General features: G+C 57.9%; 13 protein-coding genes. 10 read left to right on the top strand and 3 right to left on the bottom strand.

Annotated features, from left to right (window positions below; all coding sequences use genetic code 11):
• Positions 1-52 precede the first annotated feature (52 nt).
• Together CR159_RS10260 and coq7 are read right to left on the bottom strand one after the other, a co-directional pair.
• Positions 53-1,132: an MraY family glycosyltransferase gene (locus CR159_RS10260; RefSeq protein WP_102073857.1), complete on the bottom strand. Its 1,080-nt coding sequence runs from the start codon at positions 1,130-1,132 to the stop codon at positions 53-55.
• A 558-nt stretch (positions 1,133-1,690) separates the two neighbouring features.
• Positions 1,691-2,389 (bottom strand): 2-polyprenyl-3-methyl-6-methoxy-1,4-benzoquinone monooxygenase, encoded by a 699-nt coding sequence (gene coq7 / locus CR159_RS10255; protein WP_102073924.1) that lies wholly within the window; start codon positions 2,387-2,389, stop codon positions 1,691-1,693.
• A 231-nt stretch (positions 2,390-2,620) separates the two neighbouring features.
• On the opposite strand from coq7, the gene CR159_RS10250 reads away from it, so the two are divergent.
• On the top strand, positions 2,621-3,043 hold the full coding sequence (locus CR159_RS10250) for an OsmC family protein (RefSeq protein WP_199173284.1): 423 nt from the start codon (positions 2,621-2,623) through the stop codon (positions 3,041-3,043).
• 34 nt (positions 3,044-3,077) lie between these two features.
• Here CR159_RS10250 and CR159_RS10245 read toward each other — a convergent pair whose 3' ends face one another.
• Positions 3,078-3,911, bottom strand: coding sequence for a thymidylate synthase (locus CR159_RS10245; RefSeq protein ID WP_102073855.1), 834 nt, complete (start codon positions 3,909-3,911; stop codon positions 3,078-3,080).
• Positions 3,912-3,973: 62 nt separating this feature from the next.
• On the opposite strand from CR159_RS10245, the gene CR159_RS10240 reads away from it, so the two are divergent.
• The 9 genes from CR159_RS10240 (at position 3,974) to aptA (ending at position 14,484) form a co-directional block, all read left to right on the top strand.
• On the top strand, positions 3,974-4,468 hold the full coding sequence (locus tag CR159_RS10240; protein ID WP_102073854.1) for a dihydrofolate reductase: 495 nt from the start codon (positions 3,974-3,976) through the stop codon (positions 4,466-4,468).
• Between the two features lie 189 nt (positions 4,469-4,657).
• On the top strand, positions 4,658-6,322 hold the full coding sequence (locus CR159_RS10235) for an ABC transporter substrate-binding protein (RefSeq protein ID WP_102073853.1): 1,665 nt from the start codon (positions 4,658-4,660) through the stop codon (positions 6,320-6,322).
• Positions 6,323-6,439: 117 nt separating this feature from the next.
• Positions 6,440-7,390, top strand: coding sequence for an ABC transporter permease (locus CR159_RS10230; RefSeq protein WP_102073852.1), 951 nt, complete (start codon positions 6,440-6,442; stop codon positions 7,388-7,390).
• A gap of 3 nt (positions 7,391-7,393) precedes the next feature.
• Complete coding sequence (locus tag CR159_RS10225) at positions 7,394-8,287, top strand: ABC transporter permease (protein WP_102073851.1); 894 nt, start codon at positions 7,394-7,396, stop codon at positions 8,285-8,287.
• 2 nt (positions 8,288-8,289) lie between these two features.
• Positions 8,290-9,366 (top strand): ABC transporter ATP-binding protein, encoded by a 1,077-nt coding sequence (locus CR159_RS10220; protein WP_233208250.1) that lies wholly within the window; start codon positions 8,290-8,292, stop codon positions 9,364-9,366.
• 20 nt (positions 9,367-9,386) lie between these two features.
• On the top strand, positions 9,387-10,400 hold the full coding sequence (locus CR159_RS10215; RefSeq protein ID WP_439650522.1) for an ABC transporter ATP-binding protein: 1,014 nt from the start codon (positions 9,387-9,389) through the stop codon (positions 10,398-10,400).
• 15 nt (positions 10,401-10,415) lie between these two features.
• Positions 10,416-11,669, top strand: a complete 1,254-nt coding sequence (locus tag CR159_RS10210; RefSeq protein ID WP_102073850.1) for a Zn-dependent hydrolase — start codon at positions 10,416-10,418, stop codon at positions 11,667-11,669.
• 21 nt (positions 11,670-11,690) lie between these two features.
• Complete coding sequence (locus tag CR159_RS10205) at positions 11,691-13,175, top strand: amidase (protein ID WP_102073849.1); 1,485 nt, start codon at positions 11,691-11,693, stop codon at positions 13,173-13,175.
• Entirely contained in the window at positions 13,162-14,484 is a 1,323-nt protein-coding gene (aptA, locus tag CR159_RS10200) for an omega-aminotransferase AptA (protein ID WP_500796517.1), read from the top strand. Before CR159_RS10205 ends, aptA begins: the two co-directional genes overlap by 14 nt.
• Positions 14,485-14,491: the final 7 nt, after the last annotated feature.

Here is a 14,491-nt window from a genome sequence, read left to right as displayed (position 1 = left end):
CGAGGCTATGTGCGTAAAGAAAAAAGATACGGGCGCGTAGGCAAAGACTGGCCTACTTGCGGTGGCTGTGCCGGCCCAGCGACGGCAGGAGCAGCCATGCAGGCCTGCGCCATGACACCAGGCGGGAATACAGCCATATGTACACCCAGATGAACACGGCCAGGCTGCCACACAGCGCCCAGGCGTTATCCCAAAATATGGTGGCGGGAACCAGGCCGATCAGGGCAAGAACCCACAGGTACGGCGACGCCATGGCGTTGCACAAGGCAGGCACCGCATGACGACCGTCGCGGCTGAACGTGACCCGGACCAGGCGCCGGAACACCAACTGATGCAGGTGCAGGGCGTCGGGCTGGTCGACCGGCACACCACGCTTGAAGCGTCGGCGCCAGATGGAAAACAGCGTCTCGAAAACCGGATAAAACAAAACCGCCAACGCGTAAAACGGCGAAACGCTGGGATTGCGTACGACCAGTTGCACGGCCAGTTCCGCCAGCATGAAACCCAGGAAATACGCCCCGCCATCGCCCAGGAATACCCGGCCAAACGGGAAATTCCAGACCAGGAAACCCAGCGTAGCCGAAGCCAGGGCCGCGGCAATCAGGAAAATGGGGATGTCCTGGACTTGCAAGGCAACCAGCGCCAGCGAGATTGCCATCAATGTCGCAATCATGCCGGCCAGCCCGTTCATTCCGTCCACGATATTCAGGGCGTGCGTACAGCCACCTACGGCAATCATCGTGAAGAACAGGGAAATAGGCCAGAACGACAGAATCCAGTCGGCCCAACCCAAGCCAACACGCGATACGCCTCCCAACAGCCACCATGCAATCGCGGCCGACAAAAAAGCAGCCATCAGCCGTTTGCCGGAACCCACGTCCTTGGTGATATCTTCAAGTAAACCCGCCACGAACACCGGCATGGCCGCAATGAAAAGCACCGGCCACAGCCAAGTAAGCGTCATGTTGCTGGGGCCTAGCACAAGCAAGCCCGCCAGCGTTCCGGCCAGCACCGCCAGGCCGCCCACGCGGGGCGTAGGTCGAGAGTGCGAAGCCTGCGGCTTGCTCATGTCGGAGTCGCCGGTAAACGAGCCGTGCCAGCGTTCGGAGGCAACGATCAGGCCGCCGACCATGAACGCGACAATACAGATATAAAACCAGGTAAAAGATCCCCAAAGGTGAGGCGAAATCACACAATCCCCAAGAACAAAGTTAGCAATACATTATCGGATGTTTTTGTAACAGGACGCCGCTGCGGCGGGAAATAGATGCAACAAGAAATGTTACTTGCCTGACGTGGTATTTAGTCCACTTTTCATGGCATACGCCATACATTACACAACGTGCAGAATAAAACCATAGGCTGAAAGACAAAAAAAAGCCCAAGATCTTGCGATCTTGGGCTAAATCCACCAAAGGAGGAGGGTGGAGGAGACAACCTTGGCATGTCGGGCTACAAAAGCTTGTTTAGCTTGAGACCTCGGTGACTGGGGTTTTCCCTTGCAATCACGTTTCGACATCCGATAACTGAAGTATATAGCGTTCTTTTGTGCGGCGCAAGATAAGTTGAGCAAAAAATTGGGTGAGTTGATGTTTTGTCGTTTTTTTTGCACTGACGCACTCATAGAAAGCGAAAAAAGTAATTCCGTGTAAACCCTCGTCCTTGTTTTGTTACAAATGAGACCGCAGGACTAGATCCGATAAGCGGTCACGGTCATGATTTTAGACATTCCGCGCATTGCAAGCCGGACTATCGGCCCAAGTTTGCTGGCGCCACTTCTTTCAGCCGTGGTGCGATGCCCGATTTCGTCGTCGCGCATTTGCGCGACAATAGCTCGCGAACGCTCGTCCACAAGAGGTAAATCCTTGAGATGCTCATCCAGATGCTCTTCCACCTGGCGTTCCGTCTCGGCCATGAATCCAAGATTTCTAGCGGTACCGGCACGACTTGCGAGCATGCCGAGCGAAAACGAACCGGCATACCACAAAGGGTTCAGAAGACTCGGTCGACTGTCGAGCTCGACCAGACGCTGCCTGCACCACACCAAATGGTCCACCTCTTCGTTGGCCGCCTTGACGAACACTTTCTCGATTGCTGCGTCGCCGCAAAACAGAGCTTGGCCACGATATAAAGCCTGTGCGCAGATTTCGCCCACATGGTTAACCCTCATAAGACCCGCCGCATGCTTTTGTTCGGCGGCTGTCAGTTCAGGCCTGGCTGCAGCCTGCCCTGCCGGAATGCGATGCTTGCCAGCCGGGTTGGGGCGACCCGCATGCACAGAGCCATCAAGTACTTGAACAGCCCTTCCCACTTCGGACAGCAGTCCGTCGAGCACGCTCATGCGGCGCGAAAAAGCGGGTTGATCCTGCATCGTGGTGTGTGTGCTCATAGAATCCTTATTGTCCGACATCGGCAGCCTGCTCCAGAGGAGCGGCGGCGCAACTGCATTCATTTCATCATAACAATAGCGCACTATCCACGCAGCAAGAAACAGGCCGGGCAATCTTCGGTGTTTCGCCGCTACTGCTCACAGCCCACGCCGCGTCGACGCTCCTTGATTGCACAATGGCTCTTAATGAGCAATGATTAATGCTTCAACGAGACACAGGAATTAATTAGCATGGAATGCACGATCGATTGGGGCGGCCCGGAGGGCATGTTGTTTGTGGCCCGCACGGGTAGCGGTCATGTTGCCACCATGGACGGCGCCCCTGATGGTGGCGGACATAATCTGGCGCCCAGGCCGATGGAGATGCTTCTGGCCGGAACGGGCGGCTGCGCCGCTTACGATGTGGTGCTCATCCTGAAACGCGGGCGACATGCGATAAGCGACTGCCAGGTCAAACTGACCGCCGAGCGGGCCGAGACGGACCCCAAGGTGTTCACGAAAATCCACTTCGCCTTCCAGGTCACTGGCAAGAACCTGCCCGCCGCAGCCGTGGAGCGCGCCGTGCAACTGTCGCACGATAAGTACTGCTCGGCCTCGGCCATGCTGGCCAAGACCGCAGACATCACCCATTCCGTAACGATAATCGAAGCCTGAACGATCTTCGTCCGATGAAGTGGGCGGCTCCGTCTCAGACAGCGATGGGGGCCGCAATCGAGGGATGAGGGTCGTAACCCACGATTTCAAAGTCCTCGAACCTGTAATCGTAAATTGACTGCGGCTTCCGTTTAAGAAGCAATTGGGGCAGAACACGGGTATCCCGTGCCAGCTGAGTCCGAATCTGGTTCATATGATTTGAGTACGCATGCAGGTCACCTATGCTGACAACAATCTCATGCGGTACGAGATCACACTGCTGGGCCAGCATATGCGTCAGCAAAGCGAGGGACGCAATGTTGTAGGGCAAACCAAGAAAGCTGTCCGAGCTTCTGATGTAAAGCTGAGCCGATAGCCTATTGTTGGCCACATAGAACTGATACAACAAATGGCAGGGCGGAAGCGCCATCCGCCCATGCCTGGCGTTTTCCTTGGGGCTTAGCGATTCATCCGGCAAATACTCCGGGTTCCAGCCATGAAAGAGAATACGCCTGCTGTTCGGGTTGTTTCGCAGGGTGTTGACCACGTAGTCAATCTGATTGATGGCGCCGCCATCCTTGGTCGGCCACGCCGTCCACTGCTTCCCATAGACCGGGCCAAGTTCGCCTTCGTCGGTTGCCCATTCATTCCAAATGGTCACGCCGTTTTCATTCAACCAGCCGACATTCGTATTGCCGCTAAGGAACCAAATCAATTCATTGGCAATGCTTTTGAAATGGAGCTTCTTGGTTGTAAGAAGGGGAAAGCCTTTGGACAGATCATGGCGTATTTGCCTGCCGAAAACAGATGTCGTTCCCGTCCCTGTACGGTCGCCCTTCTGCTCTCCGTTTTCGAGGATGTCGCTTAAAAGTTCAAGATATTGTTTCACGTGCGGTCACTCAGTCCGTTGATGGTGCAAGTATAGGACGTATAGTCTTTATAATCGAAAGCATGCTCACTCCTACCATCCAGCTCATCGTCGCCTACTCCAGCAACCGCGTCATTGGCCGCGACAACGCCCTCCCCTGGCGCTTGCCGGCCGACCTGGCGCATTTCAAGCGCATCACAATGGGGCAACCCATACTGATGGGTCGAAATACTTGGGAATCGCTGGGCCGGCCGCTGCCCGGGCGCCCCAACCTCGTCATCAGCCGCAACCCCGACTATCAGGCAGCAGGCGCTACCGTTTTCCCCACGCTTGAAGCCGCCCTGGCCGCCAGCCAGGATGCCAAGCGCATCTGCGTTATTGGCGGCGAACAGATCTTCAAGCACGCCCTGGCCATCGCTAACGAAATCGTCGCCACCGAAGTGCACGCCGATGTCGACGGCGACACCTACTTTCCCGATATCGACCCCGCCGCATGGCGCGAAGTTGACAGGCAGCCTCAGCCGGACGAGAACGGCTATTCCTTTGACTTCGTGGTGTACCGGCGCAACCTGGCTTGACCTGCACATGCGGCTGAGCGCCCACCATGCCCGGTGCCGTATCCCGCACTGCACCAAAATAGATCGCTTGACGGGCCCGCTCACTTCGATTGCCTCGAAAAGGCCCGTGCCACCACGCTTCTGCAGTGCAGCAAAACTGGCATGAGATGTGCTTAGACCCCTATGAGACGTTCAACATAGGGATCCAAAATGTCACATCCAAGCGCTATTCACAAAAAATTCCAATTACTGGCTGCATCCGTGCTGGTTGCATCCGCCGTCGTTCCCCTTGGCGCCAACGCAGCGAGCGTGCTTCGCATTGCGATGACGGCCGCCGATATACCCCGGACACTGGGACAACCCGATCAGGGCTTTGAGGGCAATCGCTTTACCGGGATCCCCATGTACGATGCGCTGGTCCACTGGGACCTTTCATCCGACAAGGGCCCCACACCACTGACTCCGGGCCTGGCCACCGAGTGGCAGGTAGTGGATAACGACAAGACGAAATGGATATTCAAGCTGCGCCCCGGGGTCAAGTTCCATGATGGTTCGCCATTCAATGCCGATGCGGTCGTCTGGAATGTTGACAAGGTCCTAAACAAAGAAGCGAAGCACTACGACCCCAGCCAGATCGGCGTTACGGCATCCCGGATGCCGACCCTACGGTCGGCCCGCAAGATCGACGACTTGACGATTGAGATAACGAGCAGCGAACCGGATTCGTTCCTGCCTTATAACTTGACCAACCTTTTCATGGTTTCGCCTACGCAATGGGAAAGCAAGTACAGTCAAGTTCCTGCTGCGGTGAAAGATCCATTGGAGCGCTCCAAGCAGGCATGGACCGCATTTGCGTCCAACCCCGCGGGCACCGGGCCATTCAAGCTGGCCAAGCTGGTACCGCGCGAACGGCTGGAGCTTGAAAAGAACAGCGAATACTGGAATCCAGCCCGGGTACCCAAGATCGACAAAGTCGTCATGATACCCATGCCTGAAGCCAGCGCGCGAACCGCCGCCCTGTTATCCGGCCAGGTGGACTGGATTGAAGCGCCATCGCCCGATGCCCTTGAAGCCATCAAAGGCCGTGGGAACATCATCTATTCCAATGCACAGCCTCATATCTGGCCGTGGCAGCTTTCCTTCGCCGAGGGATCGCCATGGCTGGACAAACGCGTAAGGCATGCGGCCAATCTCTGCATCGACCGCAGCGGAATGAAGAGCATGCTCGGCGGCCTTATGTCCGAGGCATCTGGGATCACTTCGAAAGACAGTCCCTGGTGGGGCAATCCGTCATTCGAAATCAAATACGATGCCGACGCCGGCAGAAAGCTGATGACCGAAGCGGGATACTCGGTCGCCAAGCCCATGAAGGTCAAGACGCAGATTTCGGCGTCCGGCTCAGGCCAGATGCAACCGCTGCCGATGAACGAGTATATCCAGCAGAACCTCAAAGAGTGCTTCATCGACGTTGAATTCGATGTTGTGGAGTGGAACACGCTCTTTACCAGCTGGCGCCTGGGTGCCAAGGACCCGGGTGCGCATGGCGCGCACGCCACCAATGTCAGCGCCGCGGCCATGGATCCATTCTTCGCGATGGTGCGATTCGTCAGCAGCAAGGCGTTGCCACCGGTCTCGAACAACTGGGGACTCTTCCAGAGCGCGGAATTCGACGAGATCATCACGGCGGCAAGAACCTCGTTCGAGCCCGAGGCACGCGACGCCGAGCTGGCCAAGCTGCATGCGCGCATTGTGGAAGAGGCGCCGTTCATCTTCGTAGCACATGACGTCGGACCGCGCGCCATGTCGCCAAAAGTGAAAGGCGTCGTTCAGCCCAAAAGCTGGTTTATCGATATAGCCACCATGTCCATGGAGTAGCGGCATAAACATCCCATGCGGGCCGCAGCCTGGTTCGCATGGGATCGCAGAAAGCCTTCGGCAAGCCTTGCGGCGAACCTTACGGCGAACCTCTACACACCTTGCTGGCCACTAAACATGCAATATTTCTTACGCCGTCTCGTTTATTCGCTTCCCATTCTTCTGGGCGTAGCCTTTCTCTGCTTTTCCCTGATCTTCATCGCACCCGGGGATCCACTGGTTTCGGTCCTGCCGGCCGATGCATCTGAACAATTGCGGCAGCAGCTTATTGCCTTGTATGGATTCGATAAGCCCTTCCTTACCCAATTCTGGAGCTGGCTGCTAAGAGCGCTGCAAGGGGATCTGGGCACGTCCATCGCGACCAACCGGCCCGTCATGCCGGAGGTAGTCAATGCCGTGGTGAATTCCATACGCCTGGCCTTGCTTGCCACCCTACTGGGATTTACCGCCGGCGCACTCCTGGGGTTCTTGTCCGGCTACTTCCGCAATACCTTCATCGACAGGATTGCCTCGATTGTTTCAGTGTTCGGCGTGAGCATCCCGCATTACTGGTTGGGCATGGTACTGGTCATCGTCTTCTCGGTCTTCCTGAACTGGCTGCCTGCCACCGGCGCCGGAGACAGTGGATCGGGCGATTGGGCGTGGGACTGGGCGCACGTGAAATACATAATTCTTCCCGCAGTCACCATGTCGGTCATACCGATGGGCATCGTGGCAAGAACAGTCCGGGCGCTGGTGGCCGATATCCTGTCCAACGAATTCATCGTGGGACTGAAAGCGCGTGGACTGTCCCTGCCCGCCATTTTCAGGCACGTCGTCAAGAATGTTGCGCCTACGGCGCTGTCTGTCATGGGCCTGCAACTGGGCTATTTGCTGGGCGGTTCCATACTGATCGAAACGGTGTTTTCCTGGCCCGGCACCGGCTTTCTGCTGAATTCCGCAATTTTCCAACGAGACTTCCCCTTGCTTCAGGGCACCATCCTGATACTGGCCGTGTTTTTCGTCTTGCTCAACCTGGTGGTCGACACGATGCAAACGTTTCTTGATCCCCGTATCCAAAGAGGTTGACCCATGACGACTGCCATCACCGCGAACTCCCATGTCGCCAGCCCAGCCATCGAACGCTCGCCCGGCTACTGGAAGCAGGTATTCAGCAAGCTGTTGCGCAACAGGCTTGCCGTCGCCGCCGCCATTGTGCTGCTCATACTTTTCATCCTGGCGATTTTCGCGCCCTGGCTCATGCCTGGAGACCCGTACAAGTCGTCCATCATGACGCGACTCAAGCCCATCGGGACTGAAAATTTCCCGCTGGGCAGCGACGAGCTAGGCCGCGACATGCTGTCCAGGCTCATGCTGGGCGGCCGCCTGTCCTTATTCATGGGCATCACACCGGTCATCATTGCCTTCGCCATCGGCAGCGCCATAGGAATCTTTGCCGGCTTTGCCGGCGGGCTGACCAATTCGCTGATCATGCGCTTCATCGACATCCTGTATGCCTTTCCCTCGGTACTGCTGGCCATCGCCTTGTCAGGGACACTGGGTGCGGGCATAGGCAACTCGCTGCTGTCGTTGACCATCGTATTCATTCCGCAGATCGTGCGTGTCGCAGAAAGCGTGACGACCCAGGTCCGGACCCAGGAATTCGTCGAGGCCGCGAGGGCGTCGGGCGCCTCATCCTACAAGATAGTGACCGCCCAGATCCTGAACAACGTACTCGGGCCCATCTTCGTCTTTGCCACCAGCCTCATTTCCGTCTCGATGATCCTGGCATCGGGGCTGTCCTTCCTGGGTCTGGGCGTCAAGCCGCCCGAACCCGAATGGGGCCTGATGCTCAACACATTGCGTACTGCCATTTACGTTCAGCCGTGGGTCGCCGCGCTGCCGGGCCTGATGATTTTCATTACGTCCATCTCATTCAACCTGCTTGCCGATGGCTTGCGTCAATCTATGGAAATCAAGGATTAGCCATGCACGACAGCTTAATCGACACTATGTTCGATCGGTCGCCCAAAGACGTCGGCGGACCCGCCCAGCCCTTGCTGATCGTCAAGGACGTCCTCAAGCACTTCCCATTGCGATCGCCGATTCTGGGCCGCAAAACCGGCGCGGTCAAAGCCGTGGACGGCGTGAATTTCGAGGTCTTCAAGCATGAAACGCTGGGCATCGTCGGCGAATCGGGTTGCGGGAAATCGACGACCGCGCGGCTACTGATGCAACTGATCGGGCAGGATACCGGCGAGCTCATTTTCGACGGGCAGGTCGTCGGCTCGCCCCGCCTGCCGATGACGGAGTTCCGCAGGCAGGTCCAAATGGTCTTCCAGGATAGCTATTCGTCGCTCAATCCCCGGATGACCATCGAGGAAATCATCTCGTTTGCTCCAATCGTACACGGCGTACCAAAATATATCGCCCTGGAGCGAGCCCACTACCTGTTGAACAAGGTAGGACTTGATCCCGTCAGGTTCGCGGGAAGATATCCCCATGAGCTTTCGGGGGGCCAACGGCAACGCGTCAACATTGCCCGCGCCCTGGCCTTGCGGCCCCGCCTGATCATCCTGGACGAAGCGGTGTCGGCACTGGACAAGTCAGTCGAAGCCCAGGTGCTCAACTTGTTGTCCGACTTGAAGAAAGAATTCAACCTGACGTTCATCTTCATCAGCCATGACCTGAGCGTCGTCGAATACCTATGCGACCGCGTCATGGTCATGTACCTGGGGAAAGTAGCCGAAATAGGAAAAGCGGGGACGATATTCAAGCACCCCGCCCATCCTTATACCAAGGCCTTGTTGTCGTCCATGCCATCCATGGATCCGGACAGCAGGACACTGGAGCCGCCTCTGGCGGGCGACCCGCCGAACCCCATCAATCCTCCTTCTGGCTGCACCTTTCATCCCCGGTGCAAAGAAGCGGAGTCGATTTGCTCGGTGAACATACCCCTGCTCCTAGGCAATGCACAACACCAGGTGGCATGCCTCCTGGTCAACGACAAGGTGGGCATGAGCACGCCCGATGCCTCCAGGCCTTCCATGGCCCGGGCGAAATGAACCGGCATACGGAAAAACCAATGAATAGCAACGCAGCCTTTATCCAAGCCGCCCCGGATGTCGTGCATACAGCCAATGCAATGATAGATGTGCGGGACTTGCACGTTACCTTTACGCGTGCCAACAAAACGATACAGGCGGTCAATGGCGTTTCGCTGGCGGTCAAGCAGGGGGAAGCCCTGGCTTTGATCGGCGAATCGGGCTCGGGTAAAAGCGTGACGCTGCGGGCGCTGATGCGCTTGCACCCCGCTGGCCAAACGAAGATCCAGGGACTCATCGAGATCGGTGGCCACGACGTGCTGGGCATGTCCGAAAAGGAAGTACAGAAATTCCGAGGCAAGCAGGCCGCCATGATCTTCCAGGAGCCCCTGTTGGCGCTTGACCCGGTCTACACGGTAGGCCAGCAAATCATTGAATGCATACGCAGGCACAAGCCCGTGTCGAAGGCGGACGCCAGGCAAATCGCCTTGCGTGCGCTCGAGGCGGTGCGCATACCCAGCCCGGAAAAGCGGCTGGCCTCGTATCCGCATGAGATGTCCGGCGGCATGAGGCAGCGGGCGATGATTGCGCTGGCACTCTGCGCAGACCCCCAGGTGCTGTTGGCGGACGAGCCCACCACCGCGCTTGATGCAACCGTACAAATCCAGGTCCTGATCCTGATGCGGGATTTGCAGAAGAAACTGGGGCTCTCGATTATTTTCGTCACCCACGACATTGGCGCGGCGGTCGAAATCGCCGACCGGGTCGCAGTGATGTACGGAGGCCGCATCGTCGAAGAAGGAACGATAGGATCGATCATGAAAGACGCCCGCCACCCCTATACCAAGGCTTTGCTGAAGAGCCGCCAGCATGGCATGGCGCGTGGCAAGCCCTTGGACGTCATCAGCGGCTCTCCTCCCGACCTATCCAACTTGCCGGGCGGCTGCACCTTCGCGCCACGCTGTGCCTTTGCAAACGACCAATGCCAAAGCCACATTCCCGAACGCAGGCAAGTGGGTTCCCATCATTTCGTCAGTTGCTTTCTCGTCTCTTAATGTAAGGCTGTAACCATGCAGATTTCCACCACATCCACTGAATTCAAAGTCAACGGCGATCGCCTGTGGGCGTCCTTGATGTCACTGGCCGATATCGGTGCCACGCCCAAGGGCGGTGTGTGCCGCCTGGCCCTGACCGACCTGGACAGGCAGGGACGCGACCTGTTCACGTCATGGGCCCGTGATTGCGGCTGCACCGTCCGGGTCGATGCCATTGGCAATATTTTCGCGCGGCGCGAGGGCCGGAATGCCGACTTGCCGCCAGTGATGACCGGCAGTCACATCGACACTCAGCCCACAGGCGGCAAATTCGATGGAAACTACGGCGTGCTCGCCGGCCTGGAAGTACTGCGCACACTGAATGACCACAACATTCAGACGGAAGCGCCCATTGAAGTCGTCGTCTGGACCAATGAGGAAGGATCGCGCTTTGTACCGGTGATGATGGGTTCGGGCGTGTTCACCGACGCATTCAGTATCGATACCGCCCTGGACAGTACCGACCGGAACAATATTTCGGTACGGACGGCATTGAAAGAGATCGGATACGACGGCGCGACCCCGTGCCGGCACTTCCCCATCAACAGCTATTTCGAAGCCCATATCGAGCAAGGCCCGGTACTCGAGGCGCGGCAGGATGTTATCGGCGTGGTGACCGGCGCGCTGGGCCAGCGTTGGTACAACGTTGTAGTGCAAGGCACGGAGTCACATGCCGGCTCGACGCCCATGGAGTTGCGTAAAGATGCATTGCTGGCAGCCGCCAGCCTGATCCAGGAAGTCAATGCCATCGCGCTGGTCTATCCGCCCGATGCCAGGGGAACAGTCGGCTGGTTCGATGTTTTCCCGAATTCGCGCAATGTCATCCCGGGCAAGGTCAGCTTCAGCGTCGATCTGCGGGCTCCAAGCGACGATATCCTTACCCGCATGGATACTGCATTGAAGGCAAAATGCACACAGGTCGGACAGGACTCGAACATGTCGGTCTCGGTCGAGGAAGTGGTGTACTTCCCTCCTCAACCTTTCGATGAAGAAAAAATCGCCGTGGTCGAGAACATGGCTGGCGCACTGGGCCTGCCCCATTCCCGGCTGGTAAGCGGCGCCGGGCACGACGCCGTCTACCTGGCCCGCGTTTGTCCGTCTGCAATGATCTTCATTCCATGCAAAGATGGCATCAGCCACAACGAGATCGAAGACGCCACGCCCGAACATATCGAGGCAGGCTGCAATGTGCTGCTGCACGCCATGCTGGCCCAGGCCGGTTTGGCGTAAGCAGGATTTTCAGGAAAGACCATGAAAGATATTGCTTTTGCATCCATAGAAAGCCTGGCGCTGCGCCTGCAGCAGAAATCCATTACCTCCGAGGCACTGACCGGCATATTTCTACAACGTATCGACGAGCTCAACCCCAAGCTGAATGCGTACAGCGTGGTGTTCCACGAATCCGCAATGGCATTGGCCCGGGCGTCGGACTTGCGGCGCCGGCATGGCCTGGCACTCGGGGCTCTTGACGGCATACCCATTGCCGTGAAGGACCTGTGTGAAATCGAAGGGACCACCACGACGGTCGGCTCCCGGCAATGGGAACACCGACAAAGCACGGTGACCGCCGATATCGTGAAAAAGCTGCTCGCTGCCGGCGCAGTTATTTTGGGTAAGACGCAAATGGTCGAGTTTGCGTTTGGCGGCTGGGGAACCAACCCATTGATGGGAACGCCCTGGAACCCTTGGGACATGACCGAGCACCGGATACCGGGCGGCTCGTCGAGCGGCTCCGGCGTTGCCGTTGCGGCCGGCCTCGCGCCATGCGCGATAGGCACCGATACCGGTGGCTCGGTGCGAACGCCTTCCTCCCTTAATGGCATTACCGGCCTGAAAACGACCAAAGGACTGATCTGCCTGGATGGCACGTTTCCCTTGTCGCACACATTGGACACAATAGGTCCCATGACCCGGACGGCGTCAGATGCGGCTTTGCTGACCGCGGCATTGTGTGACGCGCCACATTTCGGCTATGCAAAAGCCATGGCAGCTATACGGCGGCCCGATGCGGCGGATGCGCTGGCAGGCAAGGTTATCTGCGTGGTGCCGCCAGCCCAATATGGCATCGATGTCCAGGACGACGTCTTGTATGTCCATCAGTCGATGATAGCAACGCTCAAGGAACTCGGGGCAAAAATCATCGTCCGCCCACTGCCCTTCGGTATTGAGGACCTGATGACCAAGGCCGGGAAAATCATCGCGTGCGAAGGCTATCACGTACATAAGGAATATATTTCCGAACCTTCCTTGCGGGTAGGCCAGTACGTACGCGAGCGCATGCTGAGTGCCCAGGATATACCGGCGCATGAATACCTGGATCTGCTGGAAGCGCAAAAGCGCATGAAAGAGTGCTGGCAAGCGTGGATGGCCAATATGGACGCCGTGCTGCTGCCTTCTACGCCATTCACGGCCGCGCCGCTATCGAGTGTGGACGAAAGCCAGACTCCGTTCGGCTTTTTCACACGCTTTGTCAACGTTGTGGATGCGTGCTCGATTTCCATACCGGCGGGCTTTGACAGGCAGAAACTGCCCGTCGGCATGCAATTGGTCGGCAAAGCGTTTGACGAAGCCAATATATTGGCCGTCGCGATAGCCGTGCAGGGCGTCACGTCATGGCACACCAGGACTCCGATACTTGGATCCCCGCATCCGATTCCCCCTGTCGCCACGAACGGCGATAATACGGCTATCGTCAGTTCATTACCTATTCACCGAGGTGACCATGTCCCAGGCTAGTATTCCCGATCTGTCCAATCTTTGGATGCCCTTCACCGCAAACCGCCAGTTCAAAGAACAGCCGCGCCTGCTGGCGAAGGCCAAGGGTATGCATTACACAACGGTTGATGGGCAGCAGGTCCTGGACGGGACAGCGGGCTTGTGGTGCGTGAACGCCGGCCATGGCCGCCAGGAAATCATCGACGCCATCTCGCGTCAGGCTGCCGAACTCGACTACGCACCCAGCTTCCAGCTGGGCCATAGCGACTCCTTTACCGCGGCCACGGCGGTCGCCAAAATGATGCCCGCCGGCATGGACCGCATTTTCTTCACGAACTCGGGCTCCGAGTCGGTCGACACGGCGTTGAAAATTGCGCTGGCCTACCATCGGGCACGCGGCGAAGGTCAGCGCACTCGGTTGATCGGTCGCGAACGCGGTTATCACGGTGTGGGATTCGGTGGCATTTCGGTGGGCGGCATCTCGCCCAATCGCAAAACCTTCTCGGGTGCATTGCTGCCCGCAGTGGATCACCTTCCCCACACGCACGATCTGTCGAAAAATGCCCATTCCCGCGGACAACCCACGCACGGCGAAAACCTTGCCGACGACCTGGAACGCATCATTGCGCTGCATGATGCGTCCACCATCGCCGCTGTTATTGTCGAGCCGCTGGCGGGTTCAACGGGGGTGTTGGTCCCGCCCAAGGGTTATCTGGAAAAGCTGCGCGCCATTACCGAGAAGCATGGCATCCTGCTGATATTCGACGAAGTCATCACGGCCTTCGGCCGTCTCGGCGCGGCCACGGCCAGCGAGTACTTCGGCATCACGCCCGACATCATGGCTCTGGCCAAGGGCATCAGCAACGCCAGCGTGCCGGCCGGTGCGGTGGCGGTCAAGCGCAACGTTCACGACACCATCCTGGCGGCCGCGGCCAATGGCATTGAATTTTTCCATGGCTACACCTACTCGGCCCATCCCCTGGCGACCGCGGCCATCATGGCCACGCTGGAGATCTACGAACGCGATCAATTGTTCCAGCGCGCGCGCGGACTGTCGCCGGCGTTCGAGCATGCAGCCCACCAGCTTGCAAACGCGCGCCACGTCATTGACGTGCGCAATCTGGGCCTGGTCGCGGGCATAGAGCTTGCGCCGCGCCCTGATGCGCCCGGAGCGCGCGCGGCAGAGGTGTTCAGGAAGTGCTTCGACCAGGGTCTCATGGTCCGGTACACCGGCGACATCATCGCCATTTCGCCCCCACTCATTATCGAAGAAGGGCAAATCGGCGAGATATTCGGGAAGATCGGAGAAGTGCTGAAAACGGTCGAATAAAATCGTG

The organism is Pollutimonas subterranea, assembly GCF_002849655.1.
GTDB lineage: Bacteria > Pseudomonadota > Gammaproteobacteria > Burkholderiales > Burkholderiaceae_B > Pollutimonas > Pollutimonas subterranea.
This window is presented reverse-complemented; position numbering and strand designations above follow the sequence as displayed.